This window comes from Vibrio sp. EJY3 (assembly GCF_000241385.1).
Lineage (GTDB): Bacteria > Pseudomonadota > Gammaproteobacteria > Enterobacterales > Vibrionaceae > Vibrio > Vibrio natriegens.
In genome coordinates this window covers 352,348-372,044 of record NC_016614.1, presented here as the reverse complement: position 1 = coordinate 372,044, position 19,697 = coordinate 352,348, and the positions used below count along the sequence as shown (strand labels likewise).

Sequence of the window (19,697 nt, the reverse complement as noted above, 5' to 3'; positions counted from 1 at the left end):
GAATGATCATTCTGATTTTGCTCTTCCCGTGAACAATAAACCTAATCTTTATATGGTTAATGGTATTTTTAGCGCTATAAATCCCAGTTCATATTGTGATTTGATGCAAATTTTTGATATTAAATCTGAACCTCAGAAGCACATTTCATCCCATCCATTAGTCTCAGTTGATAAAGAACATAATTAAGACTTTTATGTTTACCTCCAGAGTTGCGTTATCGATTCACATCACATATTTATGTAAATAAGATCTTACATTTCAATCAAAACCCATGATAGTAAGCATTATCATCGCAAAATAAGTTTGCATTTTTAAAAATGTCAACACCTTAAATACGACGCCTTAGTCACATTAATCCTCCACAGATAAGCCATAAAACAGTGATTTCCACTAGGTTTATTTTTCCTAGCAGAATAAGCCCTTCAGCCGTAGAATCCGCCCCATAATTATTACAACCCGATTACATTACCACCAGACTCCTACGCTCTACCGTAGAGGTACTAGCGGCGAGTATGGTTAGCCCCCAAAACGTGAAAGGTCCAATACAACAATGAGTCCAGAGAAATATCTCCAAGACTGGCAAACTAGCCAAACGATTGCTGAATCTATCTCCCCTCTAATCGGTAAGCTGTATCGTGAAAAAGGAATCGAAGTGGTTCTGTTCGGTAAGACGCTTATCAACGCCACAACTATCGACATTCTCAAAACTCACCGCGTAGCAAGAAGATACACTGGGAGCCCTCTTTCTCTAGAGCAAACAATGCCTATCATTGAAGCACTATGTGAAATGAGCATTTCGTCTAGCCGCGTTGATATTGGTCATCTGGCAACTAAGTATTGGAATGAGCACGAAGACACTTCTTCACTAAGTGATTTCCTACAAACAGCACTTCAAGGTGCTCGTGATGCAGATTCTTCTCTGAAAGCTCGCGACGTGGTTCTTTACGGTTTTGGTCGCATCGGGCGTCTATTAACTCGTCTTCTTATTGAAAAGAGTGGCCCAGGTTACCCACTAAGACTTCGTGCAATCGTTGTACGTGGTGGTAAAAAAGGCGACTTAGAGAAGCGTGCTAGCCTACTTCGTCGTGACTCGGTACACGGTCAATTCAATGGTAGCATCATCATTGATGAAGAGCGTAAAGCACTGATTGTGAACGGTAACTTCATTCAAATCATCTACGCAAACAACCCAAGCGAAGTTGACTACACCGCTTACGGCATTAACAACGCACTTGTTGTAGACAACACAGGCGTTTGGCGTGATGCAGAAGGTCTAAGCCAGCACCTAGCATGTAACGGCGCACAGAAAGTACTTCTGACTGCACCAGGTAAAGGCGATATCAAGAACGTTGTATTTGGTGTAAACGAATCTGTGATTCAAGAAGAAGACACCATCATCTCAGCAGCAAGCTGTACAACAAACGCGATTACACCAGTACTGAAAGCGTTGAACGATAAGTACGGTGTACTTTCAGGCCACATCGAAACGGTTCACTCTTACACTAACGACCAAAACCTGATCGATAACTTCCACTCAGGCGATCGCCGTGGACGTAGTGCATCTCTGAACATGGTTCTGACTTCAACTGGCGCAGCAAAAGCAGTAGCAAAAGCACTGCCTGAACTGGCTGGAAAACTAACAGGTAACGCGATTCGCGTACCTACGCCAAACGTTTCAATGGCAGTTGCAAACCTAAACCTGGGTGAAGACGTGGATCGTGATTCACTGAACGACTACCTACGTGAAATGGCTCTGAACTCTGAGCTATCAGCACAGATTGACTACACAGACTCAACTGAAATCGTTTCAACAGACTTAGTTGGTTCTCGTCACCCTGGCGTAGTTGATGGTCAAGCGACTATCGCACAAGACAAGCGTTGTGTACTGTACATCTGGTACGACAACGAATTCGGTTACAGCTGCCAAGTTGTGCACTGTATGGAACAAATGATGGGTGTTCGTTACCAAACATTCCCTCGATAGGTGAACATTGCTCCACAACGTTAACCACATGGTGTAGCGAACTATACCTCAACATTTGTTCTTTATAATAAGCGCGAAAGCGCACTACTAAACTTAACTCCCCATTTATACGCCTGAGCTTCCCCTCAGGCGTTTTTTATTCATACGATTTAACTTTCTTCAGACTTTGACATTCCTCAGACATAGTGAGCCTGATTGTTCATGTTTCGTTCATATTCACAGGGGTAATCTGAACACATAGACGAATAGAGAGGTCAAGTTTATGAATCGGATCATCGTTACAGCACTGGCACTGATTACAGGCCTTTTTGCTTTAGTATTTAGCCTCATCATGGCGATCCCATTGACCATCGCGGCACTGATTACCGGAAAACGTATTGAGAAGCGCGTCAAGTACATGCAGAAAGAGATGCAGCAAGAATATGAATTTAATACTGGAAAAGCAGACGCGATAGAAGGCGAATTTGAAGAAGTTCGCAGATAAGAGAATTAAAGTGTTTCTCAACCCCCTCGTCCCCAAAAGCTAACAAAGCTCCTGAGAAACTCCTTGCTTACACCCAGCCTTGAACAAGCTGGGTGCTTTTTTATGTTCTGGAAATCAAATTTATATCGTTACAATCACGCGCAGAGCCAACAACATAAGCACGACGCCAGACAAACGATCGATCAACACCGCTTTTGAGCGAATACGATCAACCACTCGCGAGCTGGAGAGTACGATAGTAATGAACGTGTACCACAAACCGTCAACGATAAACGGCGTAGCAACAATGATCATTTGATTACTCAGATCATTACCCAAAGCAACGAACTGGCTAAATAAGGCGATAAAGAACAGTGCAATTTTAGGACTGAGAATAGAAATAAAAAAGCCTTCTCTTGCCGACTGAGCAACGGTGGTTTCCTGCCCAGATTCAAGCTTAGCCGCTACACCGCCTTTCGAACGCAGAGCATTAAACCCCAAATAGGCCAAGTACGCTGCCCCCGCCAAGCTGATCGCTTTAAACAGTAGCGGGCTTTGCTGTAAAACTACTGCCAAGCCGATCAGAGTAATAAATGCATATATCCCGATACCAAATGCGTGTGCCCACGCTGTCGCCAATCCATTAAGACGGCCACCAGCCAAAGCGTGTTTAGCGACAATAGCCAAACTAGGCCCTGGAGACATAGCGCCCAACAAACATACGGTAAAAAGTGATAGCCAAACTGTTAGTGTCATAAAATCCTCTCCTCATTTGATATCAATCTATCAAGTGAAGGGATATAAATAGAAATCAAAGTTTTTCATAAAGGTCATGACTTGAAATCATAACTTAATGAATAGAGTATTCCGATAGCTTCATCACTGTCCGAATTTGTTCTCTAACCCAACGATGGGCAGGATCGGTGTCGTATTTTGGATGCCACATCAACCAATATTCATGTGTCTGGGTTGCAAAAGGCAGTGGCTTATTGACTAAACGCCAATGCTTGGCAAGGTTCAGCGCAATATGTTCCGGCACGACCATAAGGTTGTCACTCGTTACCAGTCTGTTTACGGCTGCAGAGAAGAAAGGCACTTTAAATGCGATATGACGCTCCAGACCCATCTCTTTTAACGCCAGATCAGCACTGGAGTCCTTGTCACCACCTCCCGTCACCTTAATGTGCGAATAGCTGACGAGTTGCTTCGCGCTGATACTTTTACACTTAGCCAGCGGATGAGAATCTTTCATCAGACAAACCGAATTATCCGAGCCGATATTGATGCTCGATACGCCTTCTGGTTTGGAGGGGTACATAGAAGAAGCGATGTGAATGCCGAGCTCATGCAGTTTGTCCAGAAAGTCTGGCTGCCAAAGCCGATAAGCCATATCAAGTTGTGGCGCGAACTCACTGAGGTGCGACGCTATATCCGGTAGAACATATTGGGCAACGTAATCACTCGACGCAATCACGAGTTCTCCCTGCCAGTCTTTGGGCTCAAATGGCTTGTCATCCAAAAGATGGTCAAATTCCGCAAGTAACGCATCCAGTTTTTCTTTTAGCGCTATCGCTCTTGGTGTAGGAATCAGCTGATTACCCTGGCGAATAAGAAGTGGATCACCACACAGCTCGCGGAGTTGAGCCAACTGACGACTCACCGCAGACTGCGTGATGTTCAGTCGCTGGGCAGTGCGGCTTACATGACACTCTTCGAGCAAAACATGTAAGGATCTCAGCAAGTTTAAATTGATGTGGTTTAGCATTGTTTATCCGATTGAATGGTACTTACGTCTGGCTTTGCCGATCACTTAACGAACTTATTCCCAGTGGTATTAAAAAACTCGGTTAATACAGTATGAGTCATGAGATGGCGAAGCTCGGGAAAGCGTTGAATTTGGTCTCTGACCTCATTCAGTCGGTTCATGTTGGGAACCTCGACAAAGACCATCATATCGGTTTCTCCGCTAATGGCATGACACCATTTCACGCCATCAATTTTATATAACTCATTTGCGTAAGATTCGCAGTAGTACGTTGAGGTGGAAGTATCGAACTTCAGAGCAAAATAAGCGCAGATTGAATCCCCTTCATTAGAGGCGATTTCTGCATGATAACCCAAGATAACTTTGTCATTTTCGAGCTTACGAATTCGAGCCGTCACCGCCGAGCGAGAGAGGTTCACTTTTTCTGCGATTTCAGTGACTGACAGCCGAGCATTGTGCCGGAGGATATCAATGATCTTGTGATCAAACTTGTCCATAAACTTACCGCTTCTTCCTTATTTTCTTCATTTTATAACGATTTTAAATGCATAAGAAACCAACATTTTGTTGGAATTATTTGAAACAACCGTCATATTGGCGGTGCAGTAACGCATTTTGTATTTGAGAACTCATTTATTCTTAGACTTCCCTTAGTTCGACACCGTCAGAGACCAGCATGGAACAGCTCAAAAAAGACATCTCACTTATATCCGGCATCGCCCAACTTTCCACCACATTGATGGGCACAGGTCTATTTATGATACCGGCGATTGCGGCAGGTATTGCAGGGCATTTTTCACTCTGGGCATGGATATTACTGTTCGCGGCAATTTGCCCGATTGCTCTGACGTTTGCTCAATTAGGTAAGCGATATCCCAACGCTGGCGGCACCGCTTTCTTTGTCCGAAAAGCGTTTAATGCAAAATTAGAAAGTAGCGTTGCCTGGCTGTTTGTCAGTGTGATCCCGGTGGGGATCCCAGCCGCTATCGCGCTTGCCGCGGGTTTTCTCAAACAACTTCTGCCCGAGCCACTAAACAATGACTTATTCGCTCAAGTACTCACCATCGCCCTGCTGATATTGGTTAACTTGCTAGGAACAAAGTCATCAGGGCGTTTGCAAACAGTGATCGCACTGAGTGTATTCGCGCTGGTTGGTGCATTTCTATGGAAAGGAGAAATCAGCAGTGTTGATCTAACCATGCCTGCCGTCACAACCGACTCGATTTGGCCAATTACTTCAGCGCTTGCTGTGATGTTTTGGTGTTTTGTCGGCATAGAAGCATTTGCACACATGGGAGAAGAGTTTAAGAACCCACAACGCGACTTTCCTATCGCGATTATTGTCGGATGTTTCGTTGCTGGCGCAACCTATTGGGCATGTTCGGTTGTGATATTAAAGTTTGGCGCTTATGGCACCCCTCAGTTTGATAATGCCTCCATACCTTGGCTAAGTGCGCAGCTACTGGGAGACAGTGCCAAGTGGATCATCAGCGTGATCGGCTTTTCTGCTTGTTTTGCCAGTGTCAATTTATACACTCAAAGCTTGTCCCGAATGGTCTGGAGTCAAGCTCGTGAGTATCGTCCAGACAGCAAACTGGCGAAAGTCTCGCATCGGGGTGTTCCTTCCTCTGCAACATTGCTGGTTGGCTTCATCCTGTTTGTGTCCTGTGTGGCAGGTACACTATCTCAACTTGATTTAGAGTTTTTCCTTAAACTCGCGAACAGCATTTTTGTGTTGGTTTATCTGCTTGCTATGCTCGCGGCATACAAACTGCTGCAAGGCGTTGGTAAAGCTCTGGCTGGAATTTCTCTGATTCTTTGCACTGGCGTCTTTATCTGCTTAGGTTGGTCCATGCTGTATGCGCTAACGATTTTTGTCCTGCTGTCATTGCCATGGAAGCAATTAAGATCAAAACGCGAATCAAAAGTGATTGAATAACCCCTTAAAACAGCTCAGACAAACGTTGTACAAGCGGATCAATTTCTTTTAAAGCCACGTTGCCATAACCGAGCACCACGCCATTCCAATCACGGTCTTGGTAACTTGGGTGCTCGTAGTAACTTAATGGACGTAATACGATGCCGTCATTTTCAGCACGTTTCGTCCATGTCAGTTCATCAATGCCCGTTCGCCATTTTAATGTTATATGCAGTCCGGCAGCCTGGCTTATTACACTCACTTTTGTTCCCAAATGCGCTTGGATTGAAAGGCACATCTGCTCATGTTTCGCTTTGTAAACCCGTCGCATTTTCCGGATATGGCGCAGCAAACTCCCTTCAGCAATAAAATCAGCCATTGCCTCTTGTACGTGGCTGGGAGAATCGCCACTTAACGCATCTTTCACCATCAAGCATTTATCTACCAGCGCTTCTGGAACCACAAGATATCCGAGCCTTAAACCGTTAAACATAACTTTGCTGAAAGAGCCAACGTAGAGAACGCGATCATCCCTACCCATTTGTGCGGCTAACCCTTGTAGACTGGTATACGGACGATGGGCGAACTGAAATTCACTGTCGTAGTCGTCTTCTAAAATCCAGGACGAATTCTGAACAGCCCAATCGATGATCTTCCCTCTCTGTTCGGTATTCAAAGTGGTGCCCATTGGGTACTGATTACTTGGTGTGATGTAGAGAGCATCCGCATCACTGCTCGTTACCACATCAATATCGAATCCATACTTTTCCTTCACCAACAGCGGTTCAAATTGATACTGCTGAAACTGAATTAACTTGCGCATTTGAGCGTAGCCAGGTTGCTCCATCAATACCTTGTCGCCTCGATTCAGAGTTGCCATTGTTGCAATACTCAGCGCTTGTTGAGCTCCAGAAGTAATGATGATTCGTTCAGGGGTACAATTAACCGAACGGCTTGAAGCTAAATAAGCCGATAAAGCACAACGAAGTGACCAGCTTCCTTGGATATGTTGATTACCAAGCAAAGACGTCCGCGTCAGATGACGATTCAGATACTTCTGCCATCGTGCGCTAGGAAACGCGGCCAAGTCCGGAACTCCAGGGGCAAATGGCGCGTTAATGTCATATTTTATTAAAGGAGCTTTGGCGGACTTAACCGACACCTTTTCCGGCAAATACTGTTCGGGTAATTCTACTGCGACATAAAATCCTGAGCCCTGCTGGCTAATCAGATACCCTTCCGCAACTAATTGTTCGTATGCCGATATAACCGTATTTCTGCTCAGACTGAGTTCTTGAGATAGTTTACGTGTGGAAGGCAACTTTCCATTTTTAGGCCAAAGACCTTTGACGATCTTTTCCCGAATCGCAAAAAACACCGATTGCTGCAGCGTTCCATTGGCTGAACTTACACATAAATCACCCACATCAATCAAAGACAAACCGGATCCATCCATTGTTTAAAACTGGCTCTCTTTAAACTACCAGTTAGACGGTACATTGCAACTCGACACTGATAAAAAAAGATTGAGGTCCCAACTATGGGATGACGCCAAGGAGAGCAGTAATGTTATCAAGTACGAAAAGAACACAAATAAAGAAAGGCACACATAAAGCGGTCTCCGAAGTTGAAAAACTGCATGCGATTATCGATGAGAGTTTGATTGCCCATATCGCGATCACCAATGAGTCTGGGCCGGTGGTGATTCCGATGCTGGCCTGGCGTGTGGGAGAGTTTGTCTATATTCATGGCGCGAACAACAGCAGGCTGCTACGTACACTCAAACAAGGCGATCAAACCTGTCTCACTTTTACACTGTTCGATGGATGGGTACTGGCTCGCTCTGCGTTTCACCATAGTGCGCACTACCGCAGTGCCGTTGTATTTGGCCAATTTGAAATCGTGACAGATAACCAAGAAAAAAATGATTTGTTGAACCATTTCATTGAGCAAATCGCACCAGGCAGAACCGAACAGATCAGGCTGAGCAATGAAAAAGAGCTGAGCGCAACCATGCTGCTGCGTATCTCACTTAAAGAAGCGTCTGTGAAAATAAGTAATTTTGGGGTGAATGATGATGCTGAGGATATGGATATTCCGGTTTGGGCTGGCGTACTGCCTTACCGAACTGTCGTTGGCCCTCTGGAAACCAGCCCAGATCTGTACGAGGAAATTACTACGCCGGATTACAGCAGTGCGTATTCAAATCGTTGGCATAGTTCTGAAACCGAAAACTAAGCAATAAGCATATTGCTTATCTAAACAGCTCCCCTCAACCGCTGGCACCACCAGCGGTTTTGTTTTCAAATGTATCCAATAACACTGTTTTCCCGTATAACAAAAGGTTAAAACTGAAAGCGCTATTCTTTAGTGGTTGGGATGTAGAAAACGGGAGGCTCTCAATGTCAGACAAGGAAAAAAACTTACCTACGCATCGCATCTCCAGATTCGGTAAATTTGCTTCTCTTGCTACAAGAGTCGCCGGAAATGTGCTTGCTGAAGGTACTAAACAACTCGCCAAGGGCAACAAACCTAAAGCGAAAGACCTCCTGTTGACGCCTCAAAACATCACCAGACTGACCGATCAGCTTGCTCATTTACGCGGTGCCGCGATGAAACTCGGACAAATGTTGTCGATGGATGCGGGTGATATCCTCGAACCCGAGTTAGCCGATATTCTCTCAAGGTTGCGCTCTAATGCCGATCCAATGCCAGCCAAGCAGTTAAACGGCGTCATGGAAAACGCGCTTGGTCCGAATTGGAAATCAGAGTTTCTTGCTTTCAACTTCAAGCCGATCGCCAGCGCCTCCATAGGACAAGTGCATCAGGCATACAGTGATGCGGGCGACAAGCTTGCGGTGAAAGTCCAATACCCTGGTATTCGCAAAAGCATCAACAGTGACGTCGACAACGTTGGCACACTGCTTAAAGTCGTGGGTCTGATACCAGAATCTGTAGACTATAAAGGGCTGTTAGAAGAAGCGAAAAAACAGCTTCACGACGAAGCCAATTATTTACGTGAAGCACAGTTCGCCATACGTTATTACGAGGCACTAAAAGCACACCCACACTTTGTTGTGCCAAAAATTCACCCAGAAAGCTCTTCACAATCAGTATTAGCGATGGAATATATCGAAGGGGTCCCAGTGGATACCATCGTAAACGCTGACCAAAATACCCGTGATGCCGTCATGCAAAACCTGCTCGAACTGCTTTTCCGCGAGCTATTCGACTTCAAAATGGTTCAGACCGACCCAAACTTTGCCAACTATTTATATCTTGAAGAAACCAAGCAAATCGGTCTGTTAGATTTTGGTGCCACTCGCGAATACAGTGAAAAATTCAGTTCTGGATATCGTCAGGCGTTCTCCGCGGTTATTAACCATGACGAACAAAGTCTGAACGAAGCCCTGGAGAAGATTGGCTTTTTCAGTCAAGACATCCTGCCAGAGCAGAGAAAAGCAATTTGGGAACTGGTCAAGATGGCATGTGAACCCATGTTAGTTGATCAAGACTATGACTTTAAAGCCAGCGGCCTTGCTCAGAGGTTACGTGACGCAGGTAAGATCCTCAGCATGGAGCAGGATTACTGGCACACGCCACCAGCGGATGCCATTTTCCTTCACCGAAAAATAGCGGGGATGTATCTGCTGGCGGCACGAATTGGTGCCAAAGTGAACATTCGCAAATTAGTACAGCCTTATCTCAATATCAAAGTCGAGTAGCCTATTGTTTTTCTGTTACTTTCGCGTACTTTAGTTTTGTCGAACGTTTAACGCCATTCTTCGCTATTGTTATTAGTGAAGGTTCGAACACTATCTCTATTCTTTAAACGAACAAACTATCGGGGTGCTCGGTGAGCAAGTTTCAAGATCTCTCCATTCTCATACAACAAATTGGGCAAGCTGAAGAAGCGGATCAAGTCGCAACACTCAATGCGTCAATCGAAGAGGGTTTAGACCCCGGTTCCATCGCCCTGATTCTGGAAGCTTTCACCATCAATGATCGTGTTCGGTTATGGAGAGCGCTACCGCTAGAACTACATATTGATGTGCTGACTGAAATGCGTGCTGACGTGCGCTTTTCGATCATCAATGCACTATCCGAAGTCGAACTTAAACTGACACTCGCCAAGCTAGACAACCTTTCTCTGATCGAGTGGGCAGACTCACTACCAGAAGAAATCATTAATGAAGCACTGGCATTAATCGAGAAAGACGAGTTAGAGCTTTACGATCAAGCCAATGCTTATGAAGATGAAGAGATTGGCCGTTGGGCAGATCGAAAAATCGTTACCTTACCTTTTAACATCACGGTTGGTACTGCCAAGCAATTGATGGATCGTTACAGCTACGACATGCCGCAGCAGGTCTATTTGATTAACCGTAATAAGCAGTTTCGTGGCACGGTTAACTATTTCGAAATTTTGCGTAGTGACTCCGATGTACGCTTGAAAAGCCTTTCGATAGAAGCAGTGACGGTCCTCGACAGTAAAATGTCGCTACCTGAAGCGGTAGAGGCGCTGGAGCATAGTACCCTTTCCGCTTTACCAGTAACCGATGCCGATCAAACACTGATCGGTGAAGTTGACTGGCAATTTGCACTGAGTACTCAACGTGAAATCTACGAAGCCCGCTTGATGGCGGGTACCGGTATGGATGAAGGCGACGACTTATTTGCTCCGGTGATTAAAAGCTCCCAGAAACGCGGCGTGTGGTTAGGGATTAACTTAATGACGGCCATATTAGCCTCCGTCACGATTGGGCTATTTGAAGACGTGATCGCCCAAGTAGTGGCGCTGGCGGTATTAATGCCGATTGTCGCATCAATGGGTGGTATTGCGGGTAGCCAGACACTTACGCTAATGGTTCGCGCGATGGCACTGAATCAGATCACGCCCGGAAACCGTTTCAAGCTACTTAAAAACGAGTTGGGTATTGGCTCTCTAAACGGCATAGCGTGGGCAGTGATCATTGGTGGTTTGGCAGGATTATGGTTCCAATCCGCGATTCTTGGCGGAACCATTGCTCTGGCTATCGTCGTCAATATCATCACCGCTGCTGTGTTCGGTGTGTTGATTCCAATAATCTTGGACAAGTTAGAATTAGACCCAGCACTTGCGGGGTCGGTGATTTTGACTACCGTGACTGACGTTGTTGGCTTTTTTGCCTTTTTAGGCACCGCTAGCTTAGTACTATTGTAGGAAATTAGTACTAATTTATTAATCAATCATTAGCATAATAAAGAAAAATTGCATATCGCAGTTGCAAATTGCGAATATTATCGGAGTTTAGGCAACGTCACTCACAGAAACCACGCTTTTTAGTGGCTTTAAAAGTTGGCACGCTAGATGCATTGTTTAAAGTGACCCTTCTTAAGCCGAGGGTCACCTAGCCAACTGACGTTGTTAGTGAACTCAACTTTGTTCATATATATAAGCCAATCGCACTGTTTGCGGTTGGCTCTTTTTTTATCTATCTTCGCTAAATCCAATTACCCTCTGGTTTCACCGTTTCACACACCGATAAAACGGACAAAATGACATTTTCGTTATTTGGTCATAAGTCTCATTAAATTCATCGCGTTTGGAAATTCGTTATTGGGTTGGGCATACTTTCCTCACCCCCAAGTATGAAGTATTACCCATGACGTCATTAAGCCAAGTAGAACCCCTATTTCTAGAATTCATGCAGCAAGAGATGCAAATTGATGCCGCTCACGATCTCAGCCACGTAAAGCGTGTCGCCAAAACAGCTAAAAAGCTCGCTGAGCAAGAGGGAGCTCAATTGGAAGTCGTATTGCCCGCTGCCTATTTGCATGACTGCTTTACTTACCCAAAAGATCACCCTAACCGTAAGCAAAGCTCCGCGATTGCGGCTAAAAAGGCCATCGCATTTTTGGAAAGTATCAACTACCCGCGTCATTTCCACGACGATATCGCCCACGCGATAGAAGCACACAGTTTCAGCGCTAATATTCGTCCCAACACATTAGAAGCCAAGATTGTGCAGGATGCTGACCGTCTGGATGCTCTGGGTGCAATTGGCGTGACACGCTGCATTCAGGTCAGTACTCAGTTCGAGGCCAAACTGTATGATCATCAAGACATGTTTGCGGAAGAACGCGAACTGGATGATCAACAATTTACTCTGGATCATTTTCAGACCAAGCTATTTAGAATCGTCGATACCATGAACACCAACTCTGCTAGAGAGGAGGCACAAAGACGCAAAGCATTTATGCAAAGCTATCTAGGTCAATTACGCGAAGAGGTCGCAGAGTAAATGTCAGAAAGTTATGCCCTGATTAAGGAGCTTAAACGTCAGCTGAGACTCTCTGGTTTGCACTACGCAGACGTTGCACAGCATTTAGAGTTAAGCGAAGGAAGCGTAAAAAGGCTGCTTGCTGAAGGGCATCACATTAGTCTCGAGCGGCTTGAGCGCATCTGCCAACTGATTGGATTAGACATGGCCGAGCTGTTTAAGCTTGCCGCTTCACACAATAAAGGGCTGGAATCACTCACTCTGGTTCAAGAAAAACAACTCGTTGAAGACAAAGCATTACTGCTGGTCGCTATATGTGTTGTGAATGGCTATCAATTTGAGCAAATTATTGAACAATATACGTTTAATGAACCAGAGCTAATACAAAAGTTGGCCCAGCTCGATCGGCTTAAGATTATCGACTTACTCCCGGGCAACAAAATCCGTTTACGTATCTCCCCGACGTTTAACTGGCAGATTGGTGGCCCAATCCAGCGCTTCTTTCAACAGCAAGTTCAGGAAGCCTTCTTCCAAAGTTACTTTTCTGCAGAAGGTGAAAAGCTGGCAATGGCCACTGGGTTGATGAGTATACCGACCAACAAGAAGCTTCAGCAGAAGCTACAAAAAGTGATCGATGAATTTTATCAGGCTTGTCAGAGTGACAATTCATTAGAGATGGATGAAAAACACGGTACCTCTCTGGTTATCGCGATGCGTCGCTGGACGTTTCCTTTGTTTAAACCTTGGGAACGCACTCCGAATCAATAGTAATAAAAATGGTAACCTTAGTGAGTAAAGTTACATAAATAGCCACTATAGGTAACACATTACGTTACTACATCTAAACAACTGGCTTATCTATCGGGAAGACATAAAGTGCATCCATCTAGTTTGATGATGTGCATATGGAGCCAGCATGTTTTTGTCTAAACGCTTTTTCCCATTTTTCGTCACGCAGTGTCTTGGGGCATTGAATGACAACGTTTATAAAAATGTTCTTTTATTAATGGTCACCTACAGTCTGATTGATTCATTACCCGTTTCCGTCAACCTGTTTGTCAATCTTGCTGCGGGTCTGTTTATCCTGCCCTTCTTTTTATTTTCAGCGCATGCTGGTGCAGTCGCGGATAGTATGGACAAAGCCAAGTTGATACGCCGTCTGAAGCTTATCGAAGTGCTGATCATGGCCTGTGCCGCCACTGCCATCATGACTGAAAATGCCCTGTTAATGTTAGTGTTGTTATTTTTAACCGGAACACAATCCGCCTACTTCGGTCCAGTGAAATACGCTTTACTGCCTCAAGCCTTAAAAGCCAGTGAACTTGTCAAAGGTAATGCCTGGGTTGAAATGGGGACCTTTTTATCCATTCTGGTTGGTACGTTAACCGCCGGACTTTTACTCGCGATGCCAAACGGCACACTTATCGCCTCGTGCCTTGTTTTGTTCCTTTCGATAATGGGTTTCATCAGTAGCGTGAATATTCCTGCGTTGCCAAGCCACTCCAATCAGAAAGTAAAGTTCGAGCCAATTTCTGGCCTGAAAAAGACGCTAAACGTCGCACAAAAACAGCGTGGAATCTGGATGTCGATTCTGGCAATAAGTTGGTTTTGGTTTATGGGTGCGACCTATCTTACACAATTCCCAAACTTCGCCCGCGAGCATCTCTTTGCCGATAGTACCGTCGTATCTTTGTTACTTGCGCTATTTTCTATTGGCATCGCCACGGGATCTTGGTTGTGTCAAAAGCTCTCTTTTGATCATGTTGAGCTCGGAATTCTGCCATTTGGAATTCTGGGACTAACGTTATTTGGACTCGATTTATTGTGGGCAGTACCCTCATACAACCTATCACCGGCCCAGTATTACAGTGTCGAAAGTTTCATTTCAGAATCTAAACACATTCGCGTGATGATGGATTTATTCTTCGTCGGAGTCAGTGGTGGTGTGTTTATCGTTCCGCTCTACTCGTTCATCCAGTCTCGTTCTAACCAAGGCGAGTGCGCGCGTTCAATCGCTGCAAACAACATCATGAATGCCTTATTCATGGTCGGGTCAGCGTTAGTGTCCATATTCGTACTTAGCGTGTTATCCCTGTCCGTTGTAGAGCTCTTCGCTATCATGGCGGTTGGTAATTTCTTAGTCGCTATTTATGTCTATCGCCAAGTGCCTGAATTTACGCAGCGTTTTATCAGCTATTTACTTAGCCACTGTATGTACCGCGTTTCTGTAGAGGGGCGTCAGCATATCCCAGAAACAGGAGCGGCATTAATCGTAGCCAATCATGTCAGTTATGTGGATGCGCTGATTCTGATGGGGACCTCTACTCGCCCTGTTCGTTTTGTGATGGATAAATCGATCAGTGAAATGCCTGTTCTTAAATACGTGTTCCGTCATGCGGGCGTTATTCCAATTTGCTCTCCTCGCAAGTGCACCGAAACCTACAAGCAAGCCTTTGAGCAAATCGAGCAGGCATTACATAACGAAGAAGTCGTTTGTATTTTCCCCGAAGGCCGTTTGACCTCAGATGGTGAACTCGGCGAGTTTCGACCTGGAGTGGAAAAAATCCTCAAGCGTTCACCAGTCCCTGTGATACCAATGGCGTTGAAAGGACTGTGGGGGTCATTTTTCAGCCATAAAGGTGGACACGCACTCACTAAAAGACCAAAACGCTTCTGGTCCAAAATTGAAGTCAAAATTGGTCAAGTACTGGGCCCTGGTCAGCTCAGTCGCCACAAGTTACAGCAAGAAGTTCAGGAATTGCTGATAAATCAGAAGTAGTTATATCTAATTTAGAGTAGGATACCTAAAGCAGATTGACCTTACCGATGTCCTAAAGCTAGTCGGTCAATATGCGGAGTCGTCATTGGAGATATTATGAAAATCATCATACTACATGGTCTTTATATGCACGGGCTGGTGATGCAGCCTCTTAGCCAAAAACTGCGTAAATTGGGTTACGAGACCCAAGTGCTAAGTTACAACACGGTATCGATTAATGAAGATACACTGTTTGATACGATTGACCATGCACTCAATCCACTGACGACCAATGTACTGGTTGGGCACAGCTTGGGTGGCTTGATGATTAAGCGTTATTTGGCAAATAGAAAACCAACCACCTGTTTGATTTCTCACGTTATCGCCATTGGCTCGCCTTTAAAAGGAGCGTCGATTGTTTCACGTATCCAAGACCTTGGCTTGGGCGCACTTTTAGGTAACTCGCCTCATCACGGTTTAAACAAACACGACGACATCTGGGACTTTCCCCAAAAGCTTGGAAGTATCGCTGGCACGGTCCCTATCGGGGCTCGTCCTCTGCTTATTCGCGGTGATAATACCATGTCAGACGGCACGGTAACGGTGGACGAAACCCGTTTGGAAGGCATGCAAGATCATATTGAGGCAAAACAAACACATACTAGCCTGATCTACAACACCTTTGTCCCTGAGCAAATTGATCACTTTATTCGCACCGACTTTTTTCGTCGATAGCACATTTTTATGTAATAAAAGCGCAATCTGCTTCCCAAAATATCGTTAAATCAGTACTATCCCTTGGTCAGTCTTAGTTAAAAAAGACTTGGCTAAATTTTAATTGTTCTCAGGGCGGGGCGAAATTCCCCACCGGCGGTATACTCTTTTGAGTGAGCCCGCGAGCGCTCGATTCGTCGAGGTCAGCAGATCTGGTGAGATGCCAGAGCCGACGGTTATAGTCCGGATGAAAGAGAATAAGAATACACCAGTACGCTTGCTCGATTCGTTGAGAGGAACTGGTGCACTTCTTTTTGATCGCATTTTACAGCGAGCTCTCATACCGCCCTGATTCTGGTCATATTTAGGAGTTAACCATGAATCAGTCATCGCTACTTGCCGAATTCGGCGACCCAATTACTCGCGTTGAAAACGCACTTACCGCACTGCAGGAAGGCCGTGGTGTGCTTCTGCTTGATGATGAAGATCGTGAAAATGAAGGCGACATCATCTACTCAGTTGAACACCTGACTAACGAACAAATGGCACTAATGATCCGTGAGTGCAGTGGTATCGTGTGTCTTTGTCTGACGGATACTCAAGCAGACAAGCTGGAACTTCCACCAATGGTTGTGAACAACAACAGCGCAAACCAAACCGCATTTACGGTTTCGATTGAAGCGAAAGTTGGCGTAACGACAGGTGTCTCTGCTGCAGACCGTGTTACCACTATCAAGACAGCGGCAAATCCACATGCGAAGCCTGAAGATCTTGCCCGTCCTGGCCACGTCTTTCCTTTGCGCGCTCGCCCAGGTGGCGTGATGACTCGCCGCGGACATACCGAAGGTACGATTGATCTGATGCAAATGGCAGGGTTACAGCCTGCGGGCGTATTGTGCGAAGTGACCAATCCAGATGGCACGATGGCGAAAACACCGGAACTTGTTGCCTTTGGTCGTCTTCACAATATGCCGGTTCTTACCATTGAAGATATGGTCGCATACCGTAATCAGTTCGATTTGAAGCTGGCATAACGCCCACCCCATTTTATTTGAAAGCCGTGCAATTGCGCGGCTTTTTTGATCGATATCTAATCTACAGAGTAACACTATACTGACTAAGGTGAACAAATAAGGATATCGGAGCATGAAAGGAAGAATAAAGAACTTGGTCTTACTCGGGCTACTCAGTCTGAGTTCTACAGCCTTTGCTGCTAGCTGCCCGGATATTCTTCAGGGCAAACAAAGGTTACTCAACTCCACTGATGAAATTGATTTGTGTGAGCAATTTAAAGGGAAGACATTGCTCGTCGTCAACACCGCCAGTCAATGCGGATTTACGCCACAGTTCGAACAGTTAGAATCGCTTTACCAAACGTACAAAGATAAAAATTTCGCGGTTATAGGCTTTCCAAGCAATGACTTTAACCAAGATAAAGGCAGCGAAGAGAATTCCGCAAAAATTTGCTACCTCGATTACGGGGTTACCTTTCCGATGATGGCTCGAAGCTCAGTGATGGGCAGCGATGCAAATCCAGTATTCAGCGAAATCAGCCAACAAGCCGGCGTCACGCCAAGGTGGAACTTTTACAAGTTTCTGATTAATAAGGATGGCAAAGTCATTGCCACATTCCCAAGTTCAACATCGCCTACAAGTACTACGCTTACTAATATGATTGAACAACAACTGTAGGACAGCAATCATGACCACCACACGCTCTACCATGTTACGGCTGGGCTATTTAGGACTCATTCCATTCTTACTTAGTTTGCTGCTCATTATTACTGACACCACTTTATTTAATTTAAGTGGTCATCAATTCTTTATTGCCTACAGTGCGGTTATCTTAAGCTTCTTGTCGGGCGTGTTATGGGGTAATGGAATCGACCATTACTACCACCGATTGAGTCGCAATATTTTGGTACTGAGTAACCTGTTTGTTTTACTCGCATGGGGTGCCCTGCTGCAGGGACACACTCACTACGTCACCGCCATTCTTCTCCTGGCCGCAGGCTACATTGCCGTTTGGTTCTCTGAAAAGTTGATTAGGAAGGTAGAACAGGAAATCGACCCAAAAGGTTATCAGGGAATGCGTGGAAAGCTCACCTGCGGGGTCTTGTTGATGCATGGCATCGTGCTGTTTGCTTGATGATGACACAAAATAAATGGCGACATGATTGTCGCCATTTTTCCTAAGTTTTTATCCTTAAAGAGTCAGCAGATAATTAACTAGCTGGTTATACTCATCGTAAGAACTGATTTCGTTGGGAATGACAATGTACTTGTTGTTCACAATCACACCCGGCACTCCTGTCAACGTGCTTGCTTTGAACTCTTGGTCGAAACGCTTTTGCATCGAGTTCACAGCAAAGCTGTTGTACGCTGCGTCAAACTTTTTACCGTCTACACCATAATCAGTGAAGACTTGTCTTAGTTCAGCTTCGTCTTTAGGCGCCGCACGCTTTTGGTGGATCTGAGCAAACATCACCGGAATCATCTTATCTTCGACCCCTAGAGATACCATCGTTGCGTAAGACTTCGCCATAGGAACTGCCATGTTCCCACCCATAAATGAAACATGGATTTTCTCAAATCGCGCGTCTTCAGGTAAGGCTGGTTTCAAGTTCTCAACCAAGCTTTCAAATTTATAACAGTGCGGGCAGTAAAAAGAGAAAAACTCTGTCACTGTCGGTTTCGCCGCCTTCTCTGCATCCAGCACTTTGTAGTGTTTTCCCTCTTCAAACTGGGCTGCATGAGCCGTAAACGCAAGTAAAAGGGTGCTGCATAGCGCAAGTAATTTCTTCATTGTTTGTTTCCTTTAGACAGCAGTCTGCCGTCTTACTTAAATCAATTAGTCGTTGTATTTAGATTAGAAGAAAATCAAACAATGGGAGGTCGATACGGCTGGGAGATCACCGATACGGCTTTTTCGGCAGGGGATTTACCAATAAGCGCAAGCCGGTGAGGAAAACGCATCAGACTATTGTGCGGCAAGGTTACAGGCACCTTCACAATACATGAAGAACTGCAACTGGTGTGTTGGTCTTTCCCTGACGTGAGCACTCGTTCATTCTCTGAGGACTCAATACAGTCAGTATTAACCCCAAGCTGAACCTGGAGCTCTTTCAATGGAAGCTGATTACTGTGATTCTGACTTGGTATGGTCGATGCTTGTACATTAGGTGCAAGGCTCGTTAGCAGCATGGCTACCAAGCAAGTTAATGTCATCATCAATGTACGGTTAAAGGTACGCATACCAACATCTTCAAAAGTAGGATGATTTTCATCATACAGAAACGTTCTGTTCATACAAGCGCAACACTAACCCACCACTTATACAACTGATTATTTTTCCTTTTTTACCGTCTTGTAGCTGATAAAACTTGAATTCAGTATGAAACCTTAGTAATAGTTAGGGTAGTTTTTGTACAAACAAGGAAAAAATTAATGCTTAAAAAAAGATTTTTTAAAACCAAAGATGAAGTTGAAGTCACCTTTGAGCTTGATAAAGAGCAGCGTGAATCCGTAAAAATTGCGGGCGACTTTAACAACTGGCAGCCAGAACCAATGAAACTGGTTAAAACCAGCGGCCAGTTTAAGTTTAAAACTCGCTTACCAAAGGAACAAAACATTCAATTCCGCTACCTGCTGAATGAAGCTGAATGGGAAAACGACCCTCAAGCCGATGCCTACGTTCCGAATGGTTTTGGCAGTGACAACAGCGTCGTTTGCACCAGCGAGCAAACCGCTTAACGTTAACATCAATCATCATTTTTCAGGCGCACTTATTGCGCCTTTTTTATTTGAAACTCAATTGTCACTGGATCTCTC

General features: G+C 45.0%; 20 protein-coding genes and 1 riboswitch. Of the genes, 14 read left to right on the top strand and 6 right to left on the bottom strand.

The genetic code is table 11. The features are described from left to right. The first annotated feature begins 551 nt into the window (after window positions 1-551). Entirely contained in the window at window positions 552-1,985 is a 1,434-nt protein-coding gene (locus VEJY3_RS17625; RefSeq protein WP_014233764.1) for a glyceraldehyde-3-phosphate dehydrogenase, read from the top strand. Between the two features lie 262 nt (window positions 1,986-2,247). After that, the gene (locus tag VEJY3_RS17620; protein ID WP_014233763.1) at window positions 2,248-2,469 is read left to right on the top strand and encodes a hypothetical protein; all 222 of its coding nucleotides are present in this window, start codon (window positions 2,248-2,250) and stop codon (window positions 2,467-2,469) included. A gap of 120 nt (window positions 2,470-2,589) precedes the next feature. Here the strand turns inward: VEJY3_RS17620 and VEJY3_RS17615 are convergent, their stop codons facing one another. From VEJY3_RS17615 to VEJY3_RS17605, 3 genes are all read right to left on the bottom strand, one after another. After that, window positions 2,590-3,204: a LysE family translocator gene (locus tag VEJY3_RS17615; protein ID WP_014233762.1), complete on the bottom strand. Its 615-nt coding sequence runs from the start codon at window positions 3,202-3,204 to the stop codon at window positions 2,590-2,592. 94 nt (window positions 3,205-3,298) lie between these two features. Continuing rightward, window positions 3,299-4,213, bottom strand: a complete 915-nt coding sequence (locus VEJY3_RS17610) for a LysR family transcriptional regulator (RefSeq protein WP_014233761.1) — start codon at window positions 4,211-4,213, stop codon at window positions 3,299-3,301. 41 nt (window positions 4,214-4,254) lie between these two features. Then, on the bottom strand, window positions 4,255-4,710 hold the full coding sequence (locus tag VEJY3_RS17605; RefSeq protein WP_014233760.1) for an Lrp/AsnC family transcriptional regulator: 456 nt from the start codon (window positions 4,708-4,710) through the stop codon (window positions 4,255-4,257). Window positions 4,711-4,889: 179 nt separating this feature from the next. Here VEJY3_RS17605 and yjeH point away from each other — a divergent pair, with 179 nt between their 5' ends. Beyond that, a complete protein-coding gene (gene yjeH / locus VEJY3_RS17600) occupies window positions 4,890-6,152 on the top strand; it encodes an L-methionine/branched-chain amino acid transporter (protein ID WP_014233759.1) in 1,263 nt (420 codons plus the stop codon). A 4-nt stretch (window positions 6,153-6,156) separates the two neighbouring features. On the opposite strand, the gene VEJY3_RS17595 is transcribed toward yjeH, so the two are convergent. After that, a complete protein-coding gene (locus tag VEJY3_RS17595; protein ID WP_014233758.1) occupies window positions 6,157-7,587 on the bottom strand; it encodes a PLP-dependent aminotransferase family protein in 1,431 nt (476 codons plus the stop codon). A 110-nt stretch (window positions 7,588-7,697) separates the two neighbouring features. Between VEJY3_RS17595 and VEJY3_RS17590 the strand changes: the two genes are divergently transcribed. The 10 genes from VEJY3_RS17590 (at window position 7,698) to VEJY3_RS17545 (ending at window position 18,015) form a co-directional block, all read left to right on the top strand. Then, on the top strand, window positions 7,698-8,369 hold the full coding sequence (locus VEJY3_RS17590; RefSeq protein ID WP_014233757.1) for a pyridoxamine 5'-phosphate oxidase family protein: 672 nt from the start codon (window positions 7,698-7,700) through the stop codon (window positions 8,367-8,369). A gap of 164 nt (window positions 8,370-8,533) precedes the next feature. After that, on the top strand, window positions 8,534-9,856 hold the full coding sequence (locus tag VEJY3_RS17585) for an AarF/ABC1/UbiB kinase family protein (RefSeq protein ID WP_014233756.1): 1,323 nt from the start codon (window positions 8,534-8,536) through the stop codon (window positions 9,854-9,856). Between the two features lie 131 nt (window positions 9,857-9,987). Continuing rightward, entirely contained in the window at window positions 9,988-11,334 is a 1,347-nt protein-coding gene (locus VEJY3_RS17580) for a magnesium transporter (protein WP_014233755.1), read from the top strand. A 442-nt stretch (window positions 11,335-11,776) separates the two neighbouring features. Then, complete coding sequence (locus VEJY3_RS17575; protein ID WP_014233754.1) at window positions 11,777-12,415, top strand: HD domain-containing protein; 639 nt, start codon at window positions 11,777-11,779, stop codon at window positions 12,413-12,415. Continuing rightward, on the top strand, window positions 12,416-13,162 hold the full coding sequence (locus tag VEJY3_RS17570) for a helix-turn-helix transcriptional regulator (protein WP_014233753.1): 747 nt from the start codon (window positions 12,416-12,418) through the stop codon (window positions 13,160-13,162). Window positions 13,163-13,310: 148 nt separating this feature from the next. Continuing rightward, window positions 13,311-15,173 (top strand): MFS transporter, encoded by a 1,863-nt coding sequence (locus VEJY3_RS17565; protein ID WP_014233752.1) that lies wholly within the window; start codon window positions 13,311-13,313, stop codon window positions 15,171-15,173. 96 nt (window positions 15,174-15,269) lie between these two features. After that, window positions 15,270-15,887 (top strand): cob(I)alamin adenolsyltransferase/cobinamide ATP-dependent adenolsyltransferase, encoded by a 618-nt coding sequence (locus VEJY3_RS17560; RefSeq protein ID WP_014233751.1) that lies wholly within the window; start codon window positions 15,270-15,272, stop codon window positions 15,885-15,887. A 101-nt stretch (window positions 15,888-15,988) separates the two neighbouring features. Further along, window positions 15,989-16,129: riboswitch (FMN riboswitch) on the top strand. A gap of 114 nt (window positions 16,130-16,243) precedes the next feature. Then, a complete protein-coding gene (gene ribB, locus VEJY3_RS17555; RefSeq protein WP_014233750.1) occupies window positions 16,244-16,900 on the top strand; it encodes a 3,4-dihydroxy-2-butanone-4-phosphate synthase in 657 nt (218 codons plus the stop codon). Window positions 16,901-17,012: 112 nt separating this feature from the next. Then, the gene (locus tag VEJY3_RS17550) at window positions 17,013-17,558 is read left to right on the top strand and encodes a glutathione peroxidase (RefSeq protein WP_014233749.1); all 546 of its coding nucleotides are present in this window, start codon (window positions 17,013-17,015) and stop codon (window positions 17,556-17,558) included. 10 nt (window positions 17,559-17,568) lie between these two features. Continuing rightward, the gene (locus VEJY3_RS17545) at window positions 17,569-18,015 is read left to right on the top strand and encodes a DUF3429 domain-containing protein (RefSeq protein ID WP_014233748.1); all 447 of its coding nucleotides are present in this window, start codon (window positions 17,569-17,571) and stop codon (window positions 18,013-18,015) included. Window positions 18,016-18,072: 57 nt separating this feature from the next. Here VEJY3_RS17545 and VEJY3_RS17540 read toward each other — a convergent pair whose 3' ends face one another. Together VEJY3_RS17540 and VEJY3_RS17535 are read right to left on the bottom strand one after the other, a co-directional pair. Beyond that, window positions 18,073-18,672, bottom strand: coding sequence for a thiol:disulfide interchange protein DsbA/DsbL (locus VEJY3_RS17540; RefSeq protein WP_014233747.1), 600 nt, complete (start codon window positions 18,670-18,672; stop codon window positions 18,073-18,075). 74 nt (window positions 18,673-18,746) lie between these two features. Further along, the gene (locus VEJY3_RS17535) at window positions 18,747-19,175 is read right to left on the bottom strand and encodes a hypothetical protein (RefSeq protein ID WP_014233746.1); all 429 of its coding nucleotides are present in this window, start codon (window positions 19,173-19,175) and stop codon (window positions 18,747-18,749) included. 138 nt (window positions 19,176-19,313) lie between these two features. Here VEJY3_RS17535 and VEJY3_RS17530 point away from each other — a divergent pair, with 138 nt between their 5' ends. Further along, window positions 19,314-19,619: an isoamylase early set domain-containing protein gene (locus VEJY3_RS17530; RefSeq protein WP_014233745.1), complete on the top strand. Its 306-nt coding sequence runs from the start codon at window positions 19,314-19,316 to the stop codon at window positions 19,617-19,619. Window positions 19,620-19,697 lie beyond the last annotated feature (78 nt).